We start from the raw sequence: 23596 nt of genomic DNA, 5'->3' as shown, positions 1-23596 counted from the left end.
CCATTCTGCCCCGCGCCGCCAGGCGCCGCAAGCGAGTGGATCAACCCGCCAGCAGCCGCGCGTAATTGCCCAGATCGACGTTGCCGCCGCTGATGATGACGCCCACCCGCTTGCCCGGCATGGCCAGGGCCTGGTGCAGCACCGCCGCGGTGGACAGGCAGCCGGTGGGTTCGACCACCATTTTCATGCGTTCGGCAAAGAATTTCATGGTCTCGACCAGCTGGTCGTCGGTGACGGTGACGATGTCTTTGACGTGCTGCCGGATGAGCGGGAACGTCAACTGCCCCAGATGGGTCGTGACGGCGCCATCGGCCAATGACTTGGGCGTGGGGATGCGCACGATTTCACCCTTGCGCAGCGACTGCTGGCCGTCGTTGCCGGCTTCCGGCTCGACCCCATAGACGGCGCAGGCCGGGCTGAGGGCGCTGGCCGCCAGCGCCGATCCGGCCAGCAAGCCGCCGCCGCCCAGGCAGACGACCAGGGCGTCCAGCGGGCCGACTTCTTCGAACAGTTCTTTGGCGGCGGTGCCCTGCCCCGCGATGACGTCCGCATGGTCATAGGGCGGGATCAGCGTGGCGCCGGTCTCGGCCTGGATGCGGCGCGCCACCGCCTCGCGGTCGTCGGTGTAGCGGTCATAGGTGACGACGTGCCCCCCATAGCCTTCGGTGGCGGCGCGCTTGGCCACCGGTGCGTCGTGCGGCATGATGATGGTGGCGCGCACGCCCAGCAGGCGCGCGGCCAGGGCGATGGCCTGGGCATGATTGCCGGACGAAAACGTAACGACCCCGGCATCCCGCTGCGCCGGCGTCAGCCGCGCAATGGCGTTGTAGCCGCCACGGAACTTGAACGCGCCCATGCGCTGGAAGTTTTCGCACTTGAAGAAAATCTGCGCGCCGGTGCGCGCGTCGGCGGTGGCCGAGCGCAGTACGGGGGTGCGGTGGGCGACGCCGGCCAGGGTCTGGGCGGCGCGTACGACATCATCGTAGGTGGGTAGCGTGGACATGAGGTCTTTCTTTGGCTTGGGTGGGAGTGCGGTGGTTGGATGATATCGCCTGTTGACGGGATGGGTGGTGTACGATGCTTGCGCTGGCCCGGCTGTTGCTGTGATGCCAGTCTTGCTTTTTATTATGGCCATCCAGTCTGATTCGCTTTCTTCCCTGCCCGACGCGCCCCGCCTGGTGACGCCGCAACCGGTGTCGCCCAACGAAGAGTCCATCGAACGCGCCCTGCGCCCCAAGGCGCTGCAAGAATACGTGGGCCAGCAGCGCGCGCGCGAGCAGCTCGAGATTTTCATTGCCGCGGCGCGCAAGCGCGGCGAGGCGCTCGATCATGTGCTGCTGTTCGGCCCGCCTGGGCTGGGCAAGACGACGCTCGCGCACATCATCGCGCACGAAATGGGCGTGCAGTTGCGGCAGACATCGGGGCCGGTGCTGGAGCGCCCCGGCGACCTGGCCGCGCTGCTGACGAATCTTGAAAAGAACGATGTGTTGTTCATCGACGAGATCCATCGGCTGTCGCCTGTGGTGGAAGAAATCCTGTACCCGGCGCTGGAAGATTTCCAGATCGACATCCTGATCGGCGAAGGCCCCGCGGCGCGCAGCGTCAAGCTGGACCTGCAGCCGTTTACGCTGGTGGGGGCCACCACGCGGGCCGGGATGCTGACCAACCCGTTGCGCGACCGTTTCGGCATCGTTTCGCGCCTGGAGTTCTACAACGCCGATGACCTGGGGCGCATCGTCACGCGCAGCGCGGGTTTGCTCAACGTCGCGATTACGCCCGACGGCGCGGCGGAAGTGGCACGCCGGTCTCGCGGCACGCCGCGTATTGCCAACCGGCTGCTGCGCCGGGTTCGCGACTACGCGCAGGTCAAGTCACACGGCACGATCGACGCCGAGTCGGCGGGCAAGGCGCTGGCCATGCTCGAAGTGGACCCGCAAGGGCTGGACTTGATGGACCGCAAGCTGCTGGAAGCGATCGTGCACAAGTTCGACGGCGGGCCGGTGGGCGTGGACAGCCTGGCCGCCGCCATAGGCGAAGAGCGCGACACCATCGAAGACGTGATCGAGCCTTACCTGATCCAGCACGGCTATCTGCAACGCACGCCCCGAGGCCGCATGGCCACCCAGACGACGTGGCGGCACCTGGGCCTGGCCCCTCCCACAGGCAGCGGCGAACTGTTCAAGTAGGCGCACCCGGGGGCGTCGGCTGCCGGGGTGCGACCCGAGGGGCCAGCACGGGCGGCCAGATGGTTCTGATGTGGTGTCTGACACCCTTCGGGAGTCAGACACCTGGCGGACTCCCTTCGAGCATGGCCGGCCAGATGCTGCTGATGTGGTGTCTGACACCCTTCGGGAGTCAGACACCTGGCGGACTCCCTTCGAGCATGGCCGGCCAGATGCTGCTGATGTGGTGTCTGACACCCTTCGGGAGCCAGACACCTGGCGGACTCCCTTCGGGCATGGCCGGCCAGATGCTGCTGGTGTGGTGTCTGACACCCTTCGGGAGCCAGACACCTGGCGGACTCCCTTCGGGCATGGCCGGCCAGATGCTTCTGGTGTGGTGTCTGACACCCTTCGGGAGTCAGACACCTGGCGGGAAACTGTTCTGATGCGGTGTCTGACTCCCGAAGGGTGTCAGACACCGACCGCGCAAGCGCGGCGGCGGATGTTGATTACGCCACCAGCCTCAGGATGTCGTCGCCGTACGCTTCGAGTTTGCGCGTGCCCACGCCATTGATATGCGCCAGTTCGTGCATGGACGCGGGCCGCGCCAGGGCGATTTCACGCAGCGTGGCATCGTGAAAGATCACATAGGCCGGCACGCCATGGTTCTTGGCGACCTCGCCGCGCCAGTTGCGCAAGGCCTCGAAAACGGGCTGCGCTTCGGGCGGCAGATCGATGACCGCGGCGCGGCTGCGGCCGCCGGACTTGCTGTTCCGCGCCTTTTTCTCTGATTCGCGCCGCAGCATCAGCTGGCGTTCGCCCTTGAGCACGGTCCGGCTGCCCTCGGTAAGGGCCAGCGTGCCATAACCGTCGGTATCGACGGCCAGCAGGCCCTGGGCCAGCAACTGGCGCAACACACCGCGCCAGGCATTTTCGGACAGATCGGCGCCCACGCCGAACACGCTCAGCGTCTGGTGATCGTTCTGCCGGATGCGGTCGGTATCTTTGCCGCGCAGAATATCGATGATATGGCCCGCGCCATAGCGCTGCCCGCGCTCTTTCCACAACCGGTACACCGCCGACAGCACTTTCTGCGCGGCCACCGTGCCATCCCAGGACTGGGGCGGATCAAGACATACGTCGCAGTTGCCGCAAGCGGTGATTGCCTGCCCGAAGTAGGCCAGCAGGCGCACGCGGCGGCATTCGACGGTTTCGCACAGGCCCAGCATGGCGTCGAGCTGCTGGCCCAGGCGGCGGCGGTAGAGCTCGTCGCCCGGGGATTCGTCGATCATGCGGCGCTGCTGTACGACATCCTGCAGTCCGTAGGCCAGCCACGCCGTCGCGGGCAGGCCGTCGCGGCCCGCGCGGCCGGTTTCCTGGTAGTAGCCCTCGACCGACTTGGGCAGATCGATGTGCGCCACGAAGCGCACGTCGGGCTTGTCGATGCCCATGCCGAATGCAATGGTGGCAACCATGACGATGCCGTCTTCGCGCAGGAACCGGGACTGGTTGCCCGCACGCACCGCGGCGCTCAGGCCGGCGTGGTACGGCAAGGCATTGACGCCGTTCTGGCACAGGAAGTCGGCGGTTTCCTCGACCCGGGCGCGCGACAGACAATACACCACGCCCGAATCGCCATCGTGCTCGCCACGGATCAGGTCCAACAATTGGCGCCGCACTTCGTTTTTCTCGACGATGCGATAGCGGATGTTGGGCCGGTCGAAACTGGCCACGAAATGGCGAGCCTCGTCCAGCGCCAGCCGCTGGGCGATTTCGACGCGCGTGGCCGCCGTGGCGGTGGCGGTGAGCGCGATGCGGGGCACATCGGGCCAACGCTCGTGCAGCATCGACAAGCCCAGGTACTCGGGCCGGAAATCGTGGCCCCATTGCGATACGCAATGCGCTTCGTCGATGGCGAACAAGGCAATGCGGCCGCGTTCGAGCAATTGCAGGCAGCGGTCGGTCAGCAGACGTTCGGGGGCCACATACAGCAAGTCGAGCTCGCCCGCCAGGAACGCCTGTTCGACCTCGCGCGCCACGCGCCAGTCTTGCGTGGAATTCAGATAGGCCGCGCGCACGCCGAGCTCGGTCAGGGCGTCGACCTGGTCTTGCATCAGCGCGATAAGGGGCGACACCACCACGCCGGTGCCCTCTCGCACCAGCGCCGGAACCTGGTAGCACAGTGATTTGCCGCCGCCTGTGGGCATCAGCACCAGCGCGTCGCCCCCGCCGATGACGTGATCGACGATGGCCTGCTGGTCGCCGCGGAAGGATTCGTAGCCAAAAACGCGCTGCAGGACGTCCTGGGCGCGGGGGTCAGACATGAGAAGTAGCGTAAGGCGTCATGGCGGCGATTTTAAGCCCCATTCAGGGGCCGGGCGAGGCGCGGGGCCGCAAACCGTCCTACCACGACAGCCACAGGCCGCGCATGAACGCATCGACCGGCATGGTAAGCCCCGCGCGCATTTCGTAATCGCCCGTGACCACATCGCGATCGGCGCCCACGGCGAGGCGCACGCTGGGCGCCACCAGCATGCTGTGCTGCAGCCCGAAGCGTTGTTCGATGGCCACGCCGGATTCGCGCAGCCCGGTATAGGTGCCCGTCAGCGTGCCCCAGCCCGAGATGGGCACGCCGGCGGCAAACGTATTGCGCATGCGGGGCGAGGTGAACGACCCGTCGCGGTATTGGGACAGGTCGCCGAAACCGGCGTCGACCTGCTCATTGGTGACCGCCAGGCTCACCGATTCGAGCAGATTGACGTTGTAGCCGAAGCGGTAGCGCCACGCGTTGACATTGTCGAACGTGCTTTGCGTCACGCCGACCTGAAAGGTGCCCAGATCGCCCGCCGAATAGGTCGTGCCCAGCCCGCGGGTGGCCAGATCGGGCGCGGTCTGCATCTGGCTTTCGAGCGTCAGCGCGGGAGTCAGGCCATAGCGCAGCGTTCCGCTGCCCGCGGTGACGCCGTAATCGATAGCGCCCGACTGCGCGGCCAGGTTGGTGTAGTTGAGCCGGCCGACGGTAGACGAATAGGCGACCTTGCCGGGCGGCACCACCTGCGCCCCGCCCGCCCAGTCCGCAATCTGCAGGCCGCCGATGGGCACCGCACTGCCCCACAGCGGCGCGTTGGCCGTCAGGTGGCCCACGGCCAGGCTGGGCCCCGCGGTGTCGCGATACACCCAGCGCCCGCCCGAAAAGGCAAACCCCTGCTGGCTGCTCAGAGTGGAAAACCAGGGGCTGGCGGGTTGGGCCACGCCGGTGACCACCATCACGGAGCCCGACGGCACCGGGTCGCGCGTTTCCAGGCCAAAGTCGTATTGCTGCGGCGGCACGGGCTGCACATCGGGGAACAGGTTCGCGCATTGCACCGGTAGCGGGGCCGCCTGGGCGGCGGCGGACATGTCGACCGTGCCGGTGCCGTCCGGGCCCGCCGCTCTGGCGGCATCGCGGTGGGCGTCCCGCTGCTGCAGCGAGGCGTCGACCAGGCCCTCGAGCGGAGACAGCTGGCAGGGCATCGGGTCCAGCTCGAGGGGCCGCGATTCGGCCAGCGTGGCGGGCGCCACCGGCAACGGCATGGCGGGCGCCAGCACCGCGATGCCGAATCGCGCAGCCCGCTCGGTATCGTCGCGCGCCGGCTGCCCGGCGTCCGGGCGCGGCGCCTGGCCCCGCGGGGCCGGGTCGTGCGGTGACGTCACGGCGAAGGGGGCCGACGGCAGGGAATCGGGCGCGGCGCAGGCGCCCAGGCCCAGGCTGCAGGCCGACAGGCCGGCCAGCATGGGACGCACGGCCGCCCCGCGCCAGCCACGATACATGGCCATGACGCTCGACAGTGTACGGACCCGAGAACGGCGCATCAGGAAAACTTCTGGGCGAAAGAAAACGACCGCGCAAACGCGTAAGGCGAAGTCGCTATTTTAGGTTGCCCCGGCTGGCGCGGCCCAGGCCGCGTTATATTTCAATCTATTTCCCGCCCCTTGCCGGCGCTCCCATCCCCGGACACTATGGCGTCCATGGACAATCCGCATACCAAGCTGCTGGTCGTCGACGACGACCCCGCCCTGCGCCAGCTGCTGGCCGACTATCTCAACCGGCATGGCTACGACACGCTGCTGGCCCCCGACGCCAGCGACCTGACCGCGCGCATCGCCCGCTACACCCCCGACCTGCTGGTGCTCGACCGCATGCTGCCCGGTGGCGACGGCGCCGATGCCTGCCGCCGGCTGCGCGAACAGGGCGAAGATATCCCCGTCATCCTGCTGACGGCGCGCGACGAGGCGGTGGACCGCATCATAGGCCTGGAGGCCGGCGCCGACGACTATCTGGGCAAGCCGTTCGATCCCCGCGAATTGCTGGCGCGCATCGAAGCGGTATTGCGGCGCAAGCGCGGCCCTTCGGCGCTGACCAAGGACGTGCCGGTCAGCTTCGGGCCCTTTGTATTCGACCCGGCCCTGAGGCAGCTGTTGCGCGACGGCGAGCCGGTCAAGCTGACCGGCGGCGAAATCAACCTGCTGGAAGCCCTGGTACGCAACGCCGGCAAGCCGCTGTCGCGCGAACGCCTGCTGGCGCTGGCGCGCGACGACGACGGCGGTGAACGCAACGACCGCGCCATCGATATCGCCATCCTGCGCCTGCGGCGCGCCATCGAAGACGACCCGAAACAGCCGCGCTGGATACAGACGGTATGGGGCATCGGCTACCGGTTCTCGCCTTGATTGCCCGCCGCCACCTTGCATGAACCGCCTGCTCAGTTCCCTGTTGCCGCGCTCGCTGCGGACGCGCCTGATCCTGCTTGTATTGGGCGCGGTGCTGCTGGCGCAGGCTGCCACGCTGGCGACCGTGTCGTATTACCGCCAGAAGTTCCTGGAAGACGTGGCGATAGGCTATATCGCCACCACCATACGCACCCTGCGCGCGGCGGTGTCGGAAATCCCTGCGGACGACCGCGCCGAATTCGTGCGCAACGCCTCGCAGAACCAATGGCGGCTGTGGTCGCGCACCCTGCCGGCCGAGGCGCGCCTGCAACGGTTTTCGCGCACGCCGTCGCCCGGGGCGCGGCAGGACGCCAGCGGCACGCCGCACCGGGATGTCGACCGGATTCGGCACCGTTCGCACCATGACGCGCAGACCGACGATATCCGGGACGACCTGCGTTCGCTGATCCGCAAGCTCAATGACCGCCTCAACGATGGCACGCGCGTGGCGCTGTCGCACGGGCGGGATCCCGAGATTTTCATCTCGCTGGCGCGCAACACCGATACCGAAGAAGCGCCTCGCCTGCGCGAATGGCTGGTGATCCCGCTCGAACGGCTCGATCCCCCGGTGGCCACGCCCATGATCGCCGCGTGGCTGGGCGGCATGGGGCTGGTGCTGCTGCTGGCCGGCGGGTTTTCCTGGCACATTACACGGCCGCTGACGCGGCTGGCCGAAGCCGCCGACCGCCTGGCCGCCGGGCAACCCCAGCGCGTGCAGCCGTCCGGCCCGAGCGAAACCCGTGCGCTGGGCGAACGCTTCAACGCCATGCTGGATGCCCTGGCTGAATCGGAATCCGTGCGGCGCACGCTGCTGTCGGGCCTGCCTCATGACCTGAAGGGGCCCTTGTCGCGCATGTGGCTGCGCATTGAAATGGCCGACGACCCGGTCCTGAAAGACGGCCTGCGCAAAGATCTGCAGGACATGCAGCACATGGTCGACCAGTTCATCGGTTTCGTGCGCGGCACCGATCCCGCCGGCTATCGCTATGTCGAGATGGCGTTTCCGGAATGGCTGGCCGACCGGGTGGCGGGCTGGCAGAGCACGGGCACCGAGGTCACCCTGGATATGTCGGACGACAACATGGTGCTGCAGGGCGATGCGGTGGCCCTGGGCCGGCTGCTGGACAACCTGATCGGCAACGCGCTGCATCACGGCAAGCCGCCCGTGGATATCCGCCTGCGGCGCGCGGGCGCGCACGCCGTGCTGGAAGTGGCCGATCACGGCCCGGGCATCGCTCCCGAACGCCGCGCCGAAGCGCTGCGGCCGTTCGCCAGGCTGGACGACGCCCGCACGCGCACCGGCAATGTCGGGCTGGGGCTGGCGCTGGCCGAAGCCATCGCGCGCGCGCACGGCGGCGCGCTGAAACTCGACCAGGCCCGCGAAGGCGGGCTGCTGGTGCGCATCACCCTGCCCCTGGCCGCCGACCGGGCCGAAGACGCGGCGTCTTGATACCCCGACAGCCCCGGCCGCCCCGACAGCCCCGGCCGCCCCGGCGGCAACGCGCCGCGCTCAGCCCGCGCGGCGCTCTTTGCCGAATACCGACCGGTAGGCCAGCAGGTTGAACACCACGACCACCGGCGCGCCGATCACGGCCCCGGCCAGCACCAGGCGCATCGATCCGATCGAGGCCGTGCCGTCCCAGAGCGTCATGTCGTCGAGGATCAAGTAGGGAAACAGGCTGTAGGCCAGGCCCGCGAGCATCAGCCAGTACAGCACCACGCACAGCACAAACGGCAGCCAGCTGTGCTGCTCGGCCCGACCCGGTATGCGCGACAGGCGCATTTCCACGTTGGAAAAGCACAGCAGCATCAGCCCCCATACCACCGCCGCCACTACCAGCCCGGAAGGGTTGCTCCATTTATAGAAAATGCCGGCATTGGCCAGCCCCAGCATCGCCGACGTGGCGACCATGCCCACGGCGGCCCAGCGGATGGCCGCGCGGCCCCAGCGCGCGGCGCGGCGCTGCAGCTCGCCGTCGACGCGCATGACCAGCCACGCCGCCCCCAGCAGCGCGTACGCGGCCACGGCGCAAAAGCCCATCAGGACGGCAAACCACCCGTAGCCCGCGGCGGTCTGGTACCCCGTGGCAAAACGCCCCAGGATAAGCCCTTGCGCAAACGCCGTGGCCACCGAGCCCAGCCAGAACCCCAGCACCCAGCGCGGCTTGAGCTCGCTGCGCGCGCGGATGCGGAACTCGAAAGAGACACTGCGCAGCGCCAGTCCGAGCGCCATCAGGGCCAGGGGCCCGTACAGCTTGCCGAATACGGCGCCCCACGCCATGGGAAATGCCGACGCAAACAGGCCTATGCCCAGCAAAGGCCAGAATTCATTGGCATCGCGCCACGGGCTGAGCAGGCTCATCATGCGGCCGCGCTCTCCGGCCGGCGCCAGCGGCAGCAACATGCCCACGCCCAGGTCGAAGCCGTCCAGGACGACGCCGCCCGCGATCAACAGGAACAACAACCCCATGAACACCAGCGGCATCCAGAAGGTCGGATCGCTGGAATTCACCCCCAGCGAAGCGGCCAGCATGTCGATCATGGGGACAGGCCTCCGGGTTTGCGCACCGGCACCACGCCGTAGCGCGCGGCATGGAACAACATGCCATTGAAGGCCGCCAGCAGCGCCGCATACAGCGCCAGGTAGCCCGCCAGGCTGGCCGCCAGCACCGGCACGCTGGCCGTGCCCAGCACTTCGCTTTGCGTGATGGTGGCGTTGACCGCATACGGCTGCATGCCGGCCACCGAAAACACGCCCCCGGCCAGCACGGCAAGCCCGCCGGCATACAGCATGGCGACAACCATCCGCAGCCACCAGCGCGGCAGCAGCGACGGATCCAGCCCGCGGCGGGCGGTGAACGCCAGCGTCAGCAGCGACACCGCCAGCATGGCCAGGCCCAGCAACATTACCGCACGCAACGTCCAGAACGTGGCCGCCACCGGCGGCTGCATACCGGAAAACTTGTCCAGCCCCTGGTAGAGGCCTTGCGCATCGCGTCCCAGCCATGCCTCGCCCACGCCGGGCAACGCCAGCTCGGCGCGCGTGGCCTGCGCCCTGGCGTCGGGCCAGCCGAACAGGGCCCAGGCCGGCTCGGCGCCGCTTTGCCAATAGCCCGCCGCGGCCGCCGCCTTGGCGGGCTGGTGCTCGGCCATGACGCGGCCCGCGCCGTCGAGCACCGGCCCCTGCAGCAGCGAGGCGGCCGCCGCCGCGACCAGCGCCGCCTTGAACGCACAGCGTTCGCCCTCGTCGAGCCGGCGGCGCAACGCCTGCAGCGCGGTAACGCCCAATATCAGGAAGGCCGCCGCCAGGGCGGACCACAATGCCATCAGGCCCAGGTTCCAGCCGAACGACGGATTGAAGATGACCGCCCGCCAGTCATAGACCTGGTAGCGCGCGTCGATGAGGGTGGCGCCGGCGGGCGTCTGCACCCACGATTGCAGCGCCAGCACCCAGAACAGGGTTGCCGCCTGCCCCAGCGCCACCATGAACACCGCCAGCGTATGCGCGCCCGCGGATACGCGGCGCTGCCCGAACAGCATCACCCCCAGGAAGCATGATTTCAGGATGAACACCGACAGCACCCCGAAACCGATGAGCGGCCCGGCCACATTGCCGATTTTGTCCATCAGGCCGGGCCACAGGCTGCCCAGCTGTATCAGCACCGGCAGCGCGGCGGCCAGGGCCAGCACGAACGACAGGGCAAAAAAGCGCACCCAGAACCGGTAGGCGGCCGTCCACCCGGGCCGTCCCGTGCGGTGCGCGCACAGCTTGAAAAACAGCAGCATCCAGGACAGCGCCAGCGAAAGCGCCATGAACAACGCCAGGAAGCTCAGGCTTGCCGTGAACTGGATGCGGGCCAGCAATAAAGGGACGATATCCATGATGGCCGGTAGTGTAGAGCCTGTTTCCGGAAGATGGGGACAGGTTTACAACGGTTTCGGAGTGCGGACGTGGCAAAATTGACGCTTTGCCGCTGTTTTCTCCTTTCTCGAGCATGACCACCGCCCCCACGCCGACTGCCGCCACCAATTTCCTGCGCAACATCATCGACGACGATCTGCAGGCCGACCGATTCCAGGGCAAGCGCTGGGCCGGCGAGCCTGGCCCGGCCTCGGTCCAGTCCCGGGGCGCGCCCGACCCGGCCCGCATCCGCACGCGGTTCCCGCCCGAGCCCAACGGCTATCTGCACATCGGGCACGCCAAGAGCATTTGCGTGAACTTCGGGCTGGCCCGCGAATACGGCGGCGTGTGCCACCTGCGCTTTGACGACACGAACCCCGAGAAAGAAGACCAGGAATACGTCGACGCCATCATCGAGGCGGTGCGGTGGCTGGGCTTCGACTGGAACGCCAACGGCACCGAGCACCTGTACTTCGCCAGCGATTACTTCGGCTTCATGTACGAGTTCGCCCAGGCCCTGGTACAGGCCGGCCACGCCTACGTCGACGAACAGACGCCCGAGCAGATCCGCGCCAACCGCGGCACCCTGACGGAACCGGGCGTGCCTTCGCCCTGGCGCGACCGCCCCGCCGACGAATCGCTGGCGCTGCTGGCCGAAATGCGCGACGGCAAGCATCCCGACGGCAGCCTGGTGCTGCGCGCCAAGATCGACATGGCGTCGCCCAACATCAACCTGCGCGACCCCGTGATGTACCGCGTGCGCCACGCCACGCACCACCGCACCGGCAACACCTGGTGCATCTACCCCATGTACAGCTGGGCGCATCCGGTCGAAGACGCGCTGGAAGGCATCACGCACAGCATCTGCACGCTCGAGTTCGAAGATCAGCGCCCCTTCTATGACTGGATCCTGGCGCGCCTGGCCGAACTGGGCAAACTGGCCCGGCCGCTGCCGCGCCAGTACGAATTCGCCCGCCTGAACCTGACGTACGTCGTCACCAGCAAGCGCAAGCTGCTGCAACTGGTGCGCGAAGGCTACGTCGATGGCTGGGACGACCCGCGCATGCCCACCCTGTTCGGTCTGCGCCGGCGCGGCTACACACCGTCGTCCATCCGCCTGTTCTGCGACCGCACGGCCGTGTCCAAGTCCGATTCGCGCATCGACTACGGCCTGCTCGAGCAGGCCGTGCGCGACGACCTGGACCCCACCGCGGCGCGCTCCGTGGCGGTGCTCGACCCGCTCAAACTGGTCATCACCAATTACCCCGAAGGCCAGCACGAAGCCTGCACCGCCCCGCGCAACCCGCATGATCCGGCCGCCGGGGCGCGCGAGTTCCCGTTCTCGCGCGAGCTCTGGATCGAGCGCGACGATTTCCGCGAAGAGCCGCCCAAGAAGTATTTCCGCCTGTACCCCGGCAACACCGTGCGCCTGAAATACGGCTACGTGGTGCGCTGCACGGGCTTCACCAAAGACGAATCCGGCCGCGTAACCGAAGTGCAGGCCGAATACCTGCCCGATACCAAGAGCGGCACGCCAGGCTCGGACAGCGTCAAGGTCAAGGGCAATATCACCTGGGTCAGCGCGGCTCACGCGGTGCCGGCGCGCGTGCATCTGTACGATCGCCTGTTCTCCGACCCCTATCCGGACGCCGGCGACAAGGATTTCCTGACCTGCCTGAACCCGGACTCGCGCCGCACCGTCGACGCCTGGCTGGAACCGGGCACCCGGATCGCGCCGGGCGCCACATGGCAGTTCGAGCGGTTGGGCTACTTCACGGTAGACAGCAAAGACTCGACGCCCGAGGCGCCGGTGCTCAACCGCATCGTCACGCTGCGCGACTCATGGGCCACGGCCTGATTTCGTTCCCACATGACTACTGATACCCTCGCCCTGGATTTCAAAAGCGCCACGCTGTATGCCGTACGCGTGGTGCTGCACAGCGCCGACCTGTCTCTCCTGACGGCGGCGCTGGATCGCCGCATGGCGGACGCCGGCAGCTTCTTCGAGAATGAACCCGTGGTCATCGATGCCAGCCGCGTCGACAGCCCGATCGACTGGCCGGCGCTGCTGCAGGCGCTGCGCCGGCACAACCTGCCGCCCATAGGCGTGGTGGCCCAGGGCGCCAACCTGCAGGCCGCCCAGGAAGCCGGCCTGGCCGCCGTGGAACTGTCCACGCCACGCCCCGCGCCCGCCGTAGAAACCGCCGCGCCCAGCGACATCGCCACGCCGGTGCCGGCCGTGCCCGCGGCGGCCCTGGAAACCGCGACGGCCCCCGGCGCCGACCCGGCCAGCGGTGCGGCCGCTGCGCCGGCCGCCCCTGCGCAGCCCGCGCCTGAAGAATCCCCCTTGCCCGCGTCCGCGCCGGCTTCGGCATTGGTCATCACCAAGCCGCTGCGTTCGGGGCAGCGCGTGTACGCGCGCCATACCGACCTGGTGGTCATCGGCATGGTCAGCCAGGGCGCCGAAGTGATCGCCGACGGCAACGTGCACGTCTATGGCCCGCTGCGCGGCAAGGCGATGGCGGGCGCGCGCGGCGACACGTCGGCCCGCATCTTCACCACACAGCTCGACGCCGAGCTGCTGGCCGTGGCCGGCGTTTACCGGGTGGTGGAAGCCAAGCTCGACCGCAGTCTGCACAATCAGCCGGCGCTGGTGTACCTGGATGGCGAAACGCTGCACATCGAGGCGCTGCGCAAGTAGCCGGGCATGGATAGCATCAATGGGCGTTGCCGCGGGATACCGGGGCACGCCTACATCTTGTAAGAAGCCTTACACGGGCTTTTTGCTTTACGATAACGCGATTTATTCGAACATAAGGGTTAAACGGTCATGACACGTATTGTTGTGGTGACTTCCGGCAAGGGTGGGGTCGGAAAGACCACCAGCAGCGCCAGCTTTTCCGCCGGATTGGCCATGCGTGGCCACAAAACGGCCGTCATCGACTTCGACGTCGGCCTGCGCAACCTGGATCTGATCATGGGTTGCGAACGCCGTGTCGTGTATGACTTCGTCAACGTCATCCAGGGCGAAGCCTCGCTGAACCAAGCGCTGATCAAAGACAAGCAGCTCGAGAACCTGTTCATCCTGCCCGCCTCGCAAACTCGCGACAAAGACGCGCTGACCCAGGAAGGCGTGGGCAAGGTGCTCGATGACCTGAAAGAAATGGGTTTCGAGTACATCGTCTGCGACTCGCCCGCCGGCATCGAAACCGGCGCGCTGATGGCCGCCTACTTCGCCGACGACGCGCTGGTGGTCACCAACCCCGAAGTCTCGTCCGTGCGCGATTCCGACCGCATCCTGGGCATCCTGTCGGCCAAGTCGCGCCGCGCGGTCGACGGCGAAGAACCCGTCAAGGAATACCTGCTTCTGACGCGCTATAACCCCAAGCGCGTCAATGATGGCGAGATGCTCTCGCTGAGCGACATCGAAGATATCCTGCGCATCAAGCTGATCGGCGTCATCCCCGAGTCGGAAGCCGTGCTGCAGGCGTCGAACCAGGGCCTGCCCGCGATCCACCTGCGCGACACGGACGTATCCGAGGCCTATAAAGACGTGGTGGCCCGCTACCTGGGCGAAGACAAGCCGCTGCGATTCGTCGACTATGAAAAACCCGGCCTGTTCAAGCGCCTTTTCGGAGGGAAGTAAGCAATGTCCTTCCTGTCGTTTCTGTTAGGCCAGAAGAAAACCTCGGCGGTGGTCGCCAAGGAACGCCTGCAAATCATTCTTGCCCATGAACGAACGGGCCGCGGCTCGTCGCCCGATTACCTGCCGCAATTGCAGCAGGAGCTGGTCGCCGTCATTTCCAAATACGTGAACATCGATCCGGACGACATCAAGGTGCACCTGGAGCGTCAGGACACGCTCGAAGTCCTTGAAGTCAAGATCGAGATGCCGCAAAAAGAGGCTTGATTGCCGCGCGGGCCGCGACCTGGCCCCGGCTGCGTCACCCCGCAAAAAAGGCCCTGGCAAGCGTGCTGCTTGCCAGGGCCTTTGTGTGTAATGGCAGAGGTTTACTTGCCGACCTGGTCGCCGATGATGCCGCCCAGCGCGGCGCCACCCACGGTGCCCAGGATGCCGCCATTACTGATGACTGCGCCGGCCACACCGCCCACGGCGGCGCCCCCGACGGTGCTTTTCTGGCGGCGGCTCATGCTGTCCCACGACGAACACCCTGCCATGGTGAACGAAAGCAGAACAGCCATGCTGATTTTCGAGAAGGTTCCGATGTTGATCATGATGAGGCTCCTATAGTTGTGCCTGGGACAGCGCACCGGAGTCAGGCGAGGCCGGAATATCAGGCACTGCGGCGTCCCCCACAAAATTACGCAGCTTCAGGATGGCAAAAAGCGCGCAAACGAGCTGTTAGGGATGCCCATAAATTGTATCCATGGGTAGGCCCGGCGCCCCGCCGCGCCGGCACATGTTGCCCTGGCGCAGGCTTATTTCACCAAACGTAACACGTCGCGAAAGCGAGGATGGTCGCAAGACTGCATCCATTCGAACAGCGCCATCTCGGAAGTGACTACCGTGGCGCCCGCCGCGCGCATGCGCCGCATGCCGGCATGCTGGTCCGAAACGCGGCGCGACCCTACCGCGTCGGACACCAGCACCGCGTGATAACCGAGCTCGCACAACCCGATAACGGTCTGCAGGACGCACACATGCGCCTCCCATCCGACCACGAGTATGGTGCGGCGGGCCGGCGGCAGCCATGCCTCGAACCCCGGCTCGCGCACGGCTGAAAAATGGCGTTTGTGGAACACGGCCTGCACGAGCTCGCGCAGCGATGCCAGGGTGGCGCCCAGGCCTTCGGCATTCTGTTCAGTGGCCACGACCGGCACGTCGAGCAGGCGGGCGCCCCTGGCGAGCTTGCCAACGGCATGGGCCGTTTCATCGCCGTGCGCGATGGCCGGCAACAGCCGTTCTTGCATGTCAACCACGAGCAATGTCGAATCAGCGGCGTGCAGCAACATGAAAGACCTCGCACTTGAGACGGCTTTGACAACAAGCGGCGACGCCGGCGCCTCGCCGCGATGCAGCCCCGGCGCTCATGCGCCCAGGGCGTGCCCTTACCTCAACGCCTTGTAGCGCAGGCGGCGCGGCTTGGCACCCTCTTCGCCCAGGCGGCGCTTCTTGTCCGCTTCGTATTCCTGGTAGTTGCCGTCGAAGAAAACCACTTGCGAATCCCCCTCGAAGGCAAGGATGTGCGTGGCGATGCGGTCGAGAAACCAGCGGTCGTGGCTGATGACCATGACGCTGCCCGGAAATTCGAGCAGGCCGTCTTCCAGGGCGCGCAAGGTTTCCACGTCCAGGTCGTTGGACGGCTCGTCCAGCAGCAGCACGTTGCCGCCGGCGATCAGCGTCTTGGCAAGGTGCAGGCGGCCGCGTTCACCACCGGAAAGCTGGCCGACGATCTTGTTCTGGTCGGCGCCCTTGAAGTTGAAGCGGCCCAGATAGGCGCGCGACGACATCTCGAACTTGCCCACCGTGAGCACATCGGCGCCGTCGGACACGGCATCGAAGACGGTTTTGTTGTCTTGCAGCGCGTCGCGCGACTGGTCGACAAAGGCCAGCTTCACGGTCTGCCCGATGGAAATCGTGCCCGAATCGGGCTGTTCGCGGCCGGCGATCATGCGAAACAGCGTGGACTTACCGGCGCCGTTGGCGCCGATGATGCCGACGATGGCGCCGGGCGGCACCTTGAAGCTCAGGTTGTCGATGAGCAGGCGGTCGCCATAGGCCTTGCTGACGTTGGTGAACTCGATGACTTCGTTGCCCAGGCGCTCGCCCACAGGAATGAAGATTTCCTGGGTTTCGTTGCGCTTTTGATACTCGTGCGACGACAGTTCTTCGAACCGCGCCAGGCGCGCCTTGGCCTTGGCCTGGCGGCCCTTGGGGTTCTGGCGCACCCATTCCAGTTCTTTCTTGATGGTTTTCTGGCGGGCGGATTCCGAGGCTTCTTCCTGCTTCAGGCGCGCTTCCTTTTGCTCGAGCCACGAGCTGTAGTTGCCCTTCCAGGGGATGCCGTGGCCCCGGTCGAGTTCCAGTATCCATTCGGCCGCGTTATCAAGGAAGTAGCGGTCGTGCGTGACGCCCACCACGGTGCCGGGAAACTTCTGCAGGAACTGCTCAAGCCATTCCACGCTTTCGGCGTCGAGGTGGTTGGTGGGTTCGTCGAGCAGCAGCATATCGGGCTTGGACAACAGCAGGCGGCACAGCGCCACGCGGCGCTTTTCACCGCCGGACAAGTGCTCTACCCGGGCGTCCCAGGGCGGCAGGCGCAGCGCGTCGGCGGCGATTTCCATCTGGTGTTCGATATCGTCGGCGCCGCTGGAAGCCGCCGCGGCGATGATGGCCTCGAGCTCAGCCTGCTCGGCGGCCAGGGCATCGAAATCGGCGTCCGGTTCGGCGTACGCGGCGTATACCTCGTCCAGGCGTTTCTTGGCCTGCACGACAGCGCCCAGGCCTTCTTCAACGGCCTCGCGCACGGTGTGTTCGGGATTGAGCTGGGGCTCTTGCGGCAGATAGCCGATGTTCAGCCCCGGCATCGGAACGGCATCGCCTTCGATGTCTTTGTCGACCCCGGCCATGATCTTGAGCAGCGTGGACTTGCCCGAGCCGTTCAGGCCCAGCACGCCGATCTTGGCGCCGGGAAAAAACGAAAGGGAAATGTCGCGCAGAATCTGCCGCTTGGGCGGCACGATCTTGCCGACTCGGTTCATGGTGTAGACGTATTGGGCCATGTGCTCGTATGCAAAGACAAATCAAGGGGAAGCAATGATTGTAGGCCGGAACGCGTCAGCCGGCCCGCGCCGCGCCGCGCGGGCGCCACTGCGCGAGACTGACGCCGGCCAGCGCCATCAGGCCGCCCGTGACATGGTAGACATGCGGCACTTCGCCCAGCGTGGCCGCGGCGATCGCCACGGTGCCCACGGGCATGACGTTCAGGAAGACGCTGGCGCGATTCGGGCCCAGGTAGCGCACCCCCTGCATCCACAGGTATGGCGCGAACAACGACGGGAATACGGCGGCGTACAGCACCAGGGGCAGGTTGGCCGCGTTCAGCGGCGAACTGGGCGCCAGCAGGTACGACGGCAGCTGCAGCGCGATGCCGAACAGAATCTGGATGTACAGCGACTGCCATACGCCCACCGCCATGGGCCAGCGGCGCAGCAGCACGCCGTACAGCGCGTACGACAGCGCGGCCAGCCCCATCAGGGCGTCGCCGACATTGCCGCCCAGGGCCAGCAGCCGCGCGGGGTCGCCTTCGCCCAGCAGCACGCTGAGCCCCAGCAGCGACAATGCGCCGCCCAGCACGGCCGTCGGCGCCGGCCGCTCGCGCAGCACCATCGAGCCCAGGATAATGGTGATGAGCGGCACCATGGCCGTGATGATGCCCATATTGGTTGCGGTGGTCGTGGTGGCCGCGACATACATCAGCCCCTGGTACATGGCTGTGCCCAGCGCCCCCAGCACGGCCAGTTTGCCCAGGTTGGGGGCAATGGTGCGCCGGGCCTGCCACACACCTGGCAGGATAAACGGCGTAAGCACCAGCGCCGCCAGCACCCAGCGATAGAAGCCGATGACGGCCGGCTCGATCACGCTGGCGGCCAGCTTGGTGACCACCATGTTCACGGCCCATATCAGCACCGCCGACAGGGGAAACAGCATGTGGCGGGCGGAAGGCGTGGGCGCGGGGGAAGGCATGGAATACGGTGCTGACAAAGAAGAAGGGATATTAGCGCCTTGGAAGGGGCGCAGCCGGCCGCGCCCGGCTCGGCGCGCGTCGCGGGTCGAACCCTGACCGGGGCGCATGGCTTGCCGGATCGTGTCCAGAGCGCATGGCCCGTCGAACCTTGTCCAGGGCGCTCAGTGCGCTACACCGTGCCCGCCGACACATGGCGCGCTTATTTCGAAAACGCGCGACAATGCGCATTGGCCCCGTCTTTCGCGCCGCCGCCGCGCTTTACCAGGAACGCTTTGCCATGTCCGCCTCTGCCCAACCGCCGGCCTCGCCCGCCCGTTTCAGCACCCAAGAACTCGACATGCTGGCCAGGACGGCCGACGCCCTGAGCGCCTACCTGGGCAAGCCGGTGCTGGCCGAGGTCATGCAGGGCGACGAAGGCACGGAGTGGGTCACGTTCGGCGTGCCCGTGGCCCAGGGCGCCCCCGACGACCACCAGCCGCATGTACAGTTGGGCGGCCCCCAGACGCGCCTGCTGGGCGGACGCGGCGGCCTGGATCCCGCCGACGACGACACCTATGATTGCCTGTACCTGTGGTCGGTACAGATCACGTCGAACGAGGGCGAGCGATTCGTCAAAGTCGACCAGGCCGGCGACGAAGCCGCCTGGTCCGACGACCTTGCCGACGTCCTGCCCTTCGCCCTGACGGACGAACCCTTGACCGGGATAGACGACGAGGACGATGACGAGGACGATGAAGATGATGAAGACGACGCCGAGCCGGGCGAACCTACGCCCCGCTGATAGGCATGGCGAGCGCTGACCGGCGCGGCCAGCCTGACACCGGTGCTCATCGTGTCGGTGTCTGACACCCTACGGGAGTCAGACACCTACCACGCAGACATCCATAGACGTCAAGGTGTCTGACTCCCGCAGGGTGTCAGACACCAATCGCGCGGACACCCATAGCCGTCAAGGTGTCTGACTCCCGCAGGGTGTCAGACGCCTATCGCGCAGACGCCCATAGGCGTCAAGGTGTCTGACTCCCGCAGGGTGTCAGACACCTACCACGCAGACATCCATAGACGTCAAGGTGTCTGACTCCCGCAGGGTGTCAGACACCTACCGCGCAGACACCAATAGGCGTCGAGGTGTCTGACTCCCGCAGGGTGTCAGACACCTACCGAGACACCGATGGCCGGCCAGGTGGCTGCTACCTATAAGATCAAGCCAGGCCGCGGCGGCGGTCGCGGCGGTGCATCAGGTATCCCAGCGGCCACATCAGCAGCACCAGCGCCCGCGCAAATGGATCGGTCAGCCGGTAGGCCTGTACGGCGGTGGGCAGGCCCGAATACTCCAGGTCGAGGCGGAACCGCGTGTAGCGCGCGGCGGCCATACAGAATTCCTTGGGCCGGAAACGGAACCAGTCCATGTGGTGCTGCAGGATATTCCATGCCAGCAGATAAAGCCCCTGCGCGTTGTTGCGCACCGACACGGCGCCGCGCGTCAGGCCGTCGGCACTGGTATGGTAGATGCGCACCACCTGGTTGATGCAGCGGCTCTGGTAGCCGGCGCGCGCCATGGCCCACCAGATCAGGCTTTCGGGCACGAAACCCGCGACGTCTTCGGGAAATGGAAAGCGGCGCAACACATCGGTGCGCATGCTGCCGAACTTCTCGCCCTTGATGCGGTGCCGGAAATAAAGCTCTACTGCGCTGGCATCGAAGACATCGCGCGGGAAACGGTCGCCCACGATGGCGCCGTCGGGGCGGGCGCACAAGCCGGTCACGCCCACGTACGCTTCGCGCTGCGCCGGCGCTATGGCTTCCCATGCGTCTTTCAGTATTTGCAGCGCTTGCGGCGGAATTTCATCGTCACTGTCGAGCGTGATGATGAATTCGCCGCGCGCCTCGCGCACGCCGCGATTGAAAGCCGTTTTCTTGTGCTGGTTCTTCTGCCAGACGTACCGGATCGGGAACGCGCCCTGGGCCTGCCAGGCCAGCACGGCTTCATGCGTGCGGTCGGTCGAGCCGTCATCGACGACCAGCCATTCGAAGTCCCGGCAGGTCTGCTTCCGTAGGGATTCATAAACACGGTAAAGCGTCGCCGCGCGATTGTACGTGGGCGTCAGAACCGTGAACTTGTAATGCGGTTCGCTCATGCGACGGGCCAATTCGCAATGGACGTTTGCGACGGGTCTAATTGTTTACGGGTAAAAAGCTGGGCTTCAGTTTATGAGATATACGTAAAGTGGTTCGCTTTGTGCGTGCCCATTTTGCAAACAAATTTGTCAGCTCTTGCCAGATCTATACTATTTGGACTTGCAGCAAGTTTGCCTCAGATGCGGACAAGGCCGGTCTTGACATATGCAAGGCACGGAAACGGGCACAAAAATGCCCAAAAAAAAACCGCCGGTAGACCGGCGGTTCTTGCATCCAGCGCTAATTACACGCGCTTGATTTTTTCAAGCATCTTGAACACGCCCTTGGGCGAGTTGACGAACAAGCGCTTGAAAGCCTTGCCCAGGCAACGGCGTTCCAGGGTATTGCGACGCACGCGTTTGCGCTCTGCCATGATGGTTCTCCGGTAAGGTTCTATGGTGCCAGCCCGCCCCGTTGGCCCGGCAACAATCGGGGCGCAAGGCTGGCGGCAAAACTGGGATAACTCGGCATTTTAGCCCGAAACCGCGCCCCCGGCCAAACCGCCGGCCTGGGCGGCTATAAACGCCCCTACCGCGTCGGCGTCGGGCAACGGACCCACGGCGCCATACCCGGTCGTGGACAAGGCCGCCGCCGCATTCGCGTAACGCACGGAATCCAGCCAGCCTTCGCCGGCGCAGCGCCGTGCCAGCAGATTGCCGGCGAAGCAATCGCCAGCGCCCGTGGCATCCACGGCGCGCACCGTCAGGCCCGGCACCATCGTGCGTGCCTGGCCGTCGTCGACCAGCGCCCCCTCTTTGCCGAGCTTGAGCACCACCACGCCCGGCGCGCCCGCGGCGCGGATCCAGTCGAGTGTGCGCTGCGGATCTTCGTGGCCCGTCAGATGGCGCATGTCATCCAGGCTGGGCAGGAACAAGTCCGCCTGGGCCAGCGCCTCGCGCAGGACGGCGCGCGCACGGGCCACCGGCCACAGGCGCAGCCGCAGATTGGAATCCAGGCTGACCTGCCCGCCGGCTGCGCGCGTGCGTTCCATGGCGGCGAACACCGTATCGCATGCGCTTGCGCTGATCGCCATGCTGATGCCGGACACATGCAGATAGCGCGCCCGCTCCAGCGGGCCGCCGTCCAGATCGGACGGCTGCATGCGGCTGGCGGCCGAATCGCGGCGCAAATAGCTGAACACGTGGCCATCGGGCCCGTGCTGAACGAAATAAACGCCCGTGTGCGCCTCGGCATCGACGCGCACCCCCGATGTGTCGACGTGCTCGCTGCGCAGCAATTGCAGCAATTGCGCGCCGAATGCGTCGTCGCCCACGCGTGTCAGATAGGCGCAGCGCGCGCCCTGCCGCGCGGCGGCGATGACGGCATTGGAAGTATCGCCGCCGAACCCCTGCAGGTATTGCGGGTCGCCCGCCCGGGTCTGGTTGAACTCGATCAGGGGCTCGCCCAGCCCCACCACGTCGAAGTCAGCCATGGGCGGCCTCCCGCGTTTGCCGGACCAGCTGCACCAGCGCGGCGGTGTCGCGGGCGGCGAATGCGGCCTTGTCGTAAAGATTGCTGCCGATGCCGACCAGCGCGGCGCCCGCGGCAAAATATTCATGCATGTTCTGCTGAGTGACGCCGCCGGTGGGGCAGAACACCGTGTCCGGAAACACCGATTTCAATGCAGCCAGGTGGCGCGGCCCGCCGGTTTCCGCAGGAAAGATTTTTACGATGTCGGCGCCGGCCTGGCGCGCCGCGAGCACTTCGCTGGGCGTGAAGGCGCCCAGCAGGCACAACGCGCCCGCGGCGTGCGCCATATCGGCGATGCCGGCGACGAGCGCCGGCGCCACCAGGAAGTCGGCCCCCGCCACCAGGGCTTCGCGAGCCTGCCTTTCATTGAGCACGGTGCCCACGCCCAGCGTTATCGTGTCGCCATGTTCGTCGCGCAACGCGCGCACCAGATCGGCGACGGCGGGTATGGTCCAGGTCAGTTCAATGGTGCGGCAGCCGGCCTGCACCGCGATCTCGGCCGCATAACCTGCGGTGGCCGCATCGGCATAGCGCAAAACGGGCACCACGCGATCGGTCGTCAGGCGCTCCAGCGAGTTGGTGGCAGGGGTAGGTTTCATGGGTATCGCACCAGGATCAGGAAAAAGAATGGGCAAAAGGCGGTGGCAGGCCCGCCAGCCGCTCGGCCGCCGCGGCGCGCAGCCGCAGCAGGGGTTCGATATAGGCCGCCGGCTCGGCGGGTGCAAGAAACGGCATGGTGCTGACGCTGACGCCAGCCACCGCGCGGCCGGCCGCATCGCATAGCGCCACCCCGTAGCAGACAATGCCGGGTTCGTTTTCTTCATTATCGATCGCATAGCCCTGCCGGCGCACCTGGGCCAGTTCCGTCTGCAACGCCTGCGCGGTCACCAGGGTGGCCGGCGTCAGCCGGGGCAGCGGCAGGCGCGCCAGCCGCTCGTGCAGCGCGGGCGGTTCGAGCGTGGCCAGGCAAGCCTTGCCGACTGCGCTGCTGTGCAGCGGCAACTGCCCGCCTATGCGAGACGCCATGCGCACCGCGCCGGGGCCATCCAGCTTTTCGACATAAACCATCGCGTCGCCCAACGGCACCGCCAAGTGCACAGTCTGGCCGGTGATGTCGCGCAGGGCCTGGAGATCGGGCGCGAGCGCCTCGCGCAGATCGAAGCGCGACCAGCTGCGGCTGGCCAGGCTGAACAGCCGCGCACCCAGCACATAGGTGCCGTCGGGCCGCGCCGCGACCAGGCCATGTTCCGCCAGACCGGCCACGATGCGATACACGGTGGGGCGCGGATACCCGCAATGCGCCGACAGCTCGGCCACGCCGGGCGGCTGCGCAGCGTCGGCCACCTGCTGCAGCACGCGCATGAACTTGCCGAACGCCGCAGTGCCGGCAACGGCGGGCGCGCCGGGCACGGGCATTGCGAAAGAAG

General features: G+C 66.7%; 22 protein-coding genes. 8 read left to right on the top strand and 14 right to left on the bottom strand.

Annotated elements, in window-relative coordinates; all coding sequences use genetic code 11:
* Positions 1-40: 40 nt before the first annotated feature.
* Positions 41-1003 (bottom strand): threo-3-hydroxy-L-aspartate ammonia-lyase, encoded by a 963-nt coding sequence (locus tag CAL18_RS03040; protein ID WP_026639913.1) that lies wholly within the window; start codon positions 1001-1003, stop codon positions 41-43.
* A 124-nt stretch (positions 1004-1127) separates the two neighbouring features.
* Between CAL18_RS03040 and ruvB the strand changes: the two genes are divergently transcribed.
* A complete protein-coding gene (gene ruvB / locus CAL18_RS03035) occupies positions 1128-2186 on the top strand; it encodes a Holliday junction branch migration DNA helicase RuvB (RefSeq protein ID WP_026639914.1) in 1059 nt (352 codons plus the stop codon).
* 485 nt (positions 2187-2671) lie between these two features.
* Here the strand turns inward: ruvB and recQ are convergent, their stop codons facing one another.
* Both recQ and CAL18_RS03020 read right to left on the bottom strand, forming a co-directional pair.
* Positions 2672-4486: a DNA helicase RecQ gene (gene recQ / locus CAL18_RS03025; protein ID WP_026640879.1), complete on the bottom strand. Its 1815-nt coding sequence runs from the start codon at positions 4484-4486 to the stop codon at positions 2672-2674.
* Positions 4487-4565: 79 nt separating this feature from the next.
* Positions 4566-6014, bottom strand: coding sequence for a fimbrial protein (locus CAL18_RS03020; protein WP_094817317.1), 1449 nt, complete (start codon positions 6012-6014; stop codon positions 4566-4568).
* Between the two features lie 156 nt (positions 6015-6170).
* On the opposite strand from CAL18_RS03020, the gene CAL18_RS03015 reads away from it, so the two are divergent.
* Both CAL18_RS03015 and CAL18_RS03010 read left to right on the top strand, forming a co-directional pair.
* Entirely contained in the window at positions 6171-6872 is a 702-nt protein-coding gene (locus CAL18_RS03015; RefSeq protein ID WP_026640881.1) for a response regulator, read from the top strand.
* Positions 6873-6891: 19 nt separating this feature from the next.
* Positions 6892-8361: an ATP-binding protein gene (locus CAL18_RS03010; RefSeq protein WP_094796030.1), complete on the top strand. Its 1470-nt coding sequence runs from the start codon at positions 6892-6894 to the stop codon at positions 8359-8361.
* A gap of 60 nt (positions 8362-8421) precedes the next feature.
* Here the strand turns inward: CAL18_RS03010 and CAL18_RS03005 are convergent, their stop codons facing one another.
* Both CAL18_RS03005 and CAL18_RS03000 read right to left on the bottom strand, forming a co-directional pair.
* On the bottom strand, positions 8422-9453 hold the full coding sequence (locus CAL18_RS03005; protein ID WP_094817316.1) for a cytochrome d ubiquinol oxidase subunit II: 1032 nt from the start codon (positions 9451-9453) through the stop codon (positions 8422-8424).
* Positions 9450-10793 carry a cytochrome ubiquinol oxidase subunit I gene (locus CAL18_RS03000; protein ID WP_094817315.1) on the bottom strand — a complete coding sequence of 448 codons (1344 nt, stop codon included), beginning with the start codon at positions 10791-10793 and terminating at the stop codon, positions 9450-9452. Before CAL18_RS03000 ends, CAL18_RS03005 begins: the two co-directional genes overlap by 4 nt.
* Before the next feature lie 113 nt (positions 10794-10906).
* Between CAL18_RS03000 and CAL18_RS02995 the strand changes: the two genes are divergently transcribed.
* The 4 genes from CAL18_RS02995 to minE all read left to right on the top strand — a co-directional run bounded on the left by CAL18_RS02995 (position 10907) and on the right by minE (position 14722).
* On the top strand, positions 10907-12670 hold the full coding sequence (locus tag CAL18_RS02995) for a glutamine--tRNA ligase/YqeY domain fusion protein (RefSeq protein WP_094796027.1): 1764 nt from the start codon (positions 10907-10909) through the stop codon (positions 12668-12670).
* 12 nt (positions 12671-12682) lie between these two features.
* The gene (gene minC, locus CAL18_RS02990) at positions 12683-13513 is read left to right on the top strand and encodes a septum site-determining protein MinC (RefSeq protein WP_026640886.1); all 831 of its coding nucleotides are present in this window, start codon (positions 12683-12685) and stop codon (positions 13511-13513) included.
* A gap of 129 nt (positions 13514-13642) precedes the next feature.
* Positions 13643-14458 carry a septum site-determining protein MinD gene (minD, locus tag CAL18_RS02985; protein ID WP_094796026.1) on the top strand — a complete coding sequence of 272 codons (816 nt, stop codon included), beginning with the start codon at positions 13643-13645 and terminating at the stop codon, positions 14456-14458.
* 3 nt (positions 14459-14461) lie between these two features.
* Positions 14462-14722, top strand: a complete 261-nt coding sequence (minE, locus tag CAL18_RS02980) for a cell division topological specificity factor MinE (protein WP_026640888.1) — start codon at positions 14462-14464, stop codon at positions 14720-14722.
* Between the two features lie 101 nt (positions 14723-14823).
* Here minE and CAL18_RS02975 read toward each other — a convergent pair whose 3' ends face one another.
* The 4 genes from CAL18_RS02975 to CAL18_RS02960 all read right to left on the bottom strand — a co-directional run bounded on the left by CAL18_RS02975 (position 14824) and on the right by CAL18_RS02960 (position 18520).
* Positions 14824-15045, bottom strand: a complete 222-nt coding sequence (locus CAL18_RS02975; protein ID WP_026640889.1) for a glycine zipper 2TM domain-containing protein — start codon at positions 15043-15045, stop codon at positions 14824-14826.
* 207 nt (positions 15046-15252) lie between these two features.
* On the bottom strand, positions 15253-15786 hold the full coding sequence (locus tag CAL18_RS02970) for an isochorismatase family protein (RefSeq protein ID WP_094817314.1): 534 nt from the start codon (positions 15784-15786) through the stop codon (positions 15253-15255).
* Between the two features lie 96 nt (positions 15787-15882).
* Complete coding sequence (gene ettA / locus CAL18_RS02965; RefSeq protein WP_094817313.1) at positions 15883-17556, bottom strand: energy-dependent translational throttle protein EttA; 1674 nt, start codon at positions 17554-17556, stop codon at positions 15883-15885.
* Positions 17557-17611: 55 nt separating this feature from the next.
* On the bottom strand, positions 17612-18520 hold the full coding sequence (locus CAL18_RS02960) for a DMT family transporter (RefSeq protein ID WP_026640892.1): 909 nt from the start codon (positions 18518-18520) through the stop codon (positions 17612-17614).
* A gap of 278 nt (positions 18521-18798) precedes the next feature.
* Between CAL18_RS02960 and CAL18_RS02955 the strand changes: the two genes are divergently transcribed.
* On the top strand, positions 18799-19302 hold the full coding sequence (locus tag CAL18_RS02955) for a hypothetical protein (RefSeq protein WP_094817359.1): 504 nt from the start codon (positions 18799-18801) through the stop codon (positions 19300-19302).
* 421 nt (positions 19303-19723) lie between these two features.
* On the opposite strand, the gene CAL18_RS02950 is transcribed toward CAL18_RS02955, so the two are convergent.
* The 5 genes from CAL18_RS02950 to CAL18_RS02935 form a co-directional block, all read right to left on the bottom strand.
* On the bottom strand, positions 19724-20659 hold the full coding sequence (locus CAL18_RS02950) for a glycosyltransferase family 2 protein (protein ID WP_094796024.1): 936 nt from the start codon (positions 20657-20659) through the stop codon (positions 19724-19726).
* A gap of 284 nt (positions 20660-20943) precedes the next feature.
* On the bottom strand, positions 20944-21072 hold the full coding sequence (locus CAL18_RS19920) for a hypothetical protein (RefSeq protein ID WP_268903484.1): 129 nt from the start codon (positions 21070-21072) through the stop codon (positions 20944-20946).
* Between the two features lie 99 nt (positions 21073-21171).
* A complete protein-coding gene (locus CAL18_RS02945) occupies positions 21172-22131 on the bottom strand; it encodes a sugar kinase (protein WP_094817312.1) in 960 nt (319 codons plus the stop codon).
* Positions 22124-22768, bottom strand: a complete 645-nt coding sequence (locus CAL18_RS02940; RefSeq protein ID WP_094817311.1) for a bifunctional 4-hydroxy-2-oxoglutarate aldolase/2-dehydro-3-deoxy-phosphogluconate aldolase — start codon at positions 22766-22768, stop codon at positions 22124-22126. The genes CAL18_RS02945 and CAL18_RS02940 overlap by 8 nt, the downstream gene beginning before the upstream one ends.
* Positions 22769-22784: 16 nt before the next feature.
* Positions 22785-23585 carry an IclR family transcriptional regulator gene (locus CAL18_RS02935; RefSeq protein WP_038852579.1) on the bottom strand — a complete coding sequence of 267 codons (801 nt, stop codon included), beginning with the start codon at positions 23583-23585 and terminating at the stop codon, positions 22785-22787.
* Positions 23586-23596 lie beyond the last annotated feature (11 nt).

Origin of the sequence: Bordetella genomosp. 7, from assembly GCF_002261415.1 — a bacterium.
Taxonomy (GTDB): Bacteria; Pseudomonadota; Gammaproteobacteria; order Burkholderiales; family Burkholderiaceae_B; genus Bordetella_A.
Note: the sequence above shows the minus strand (reverse complement) of the source record. Positions and strands in the feature narration are given on the sequence as shown.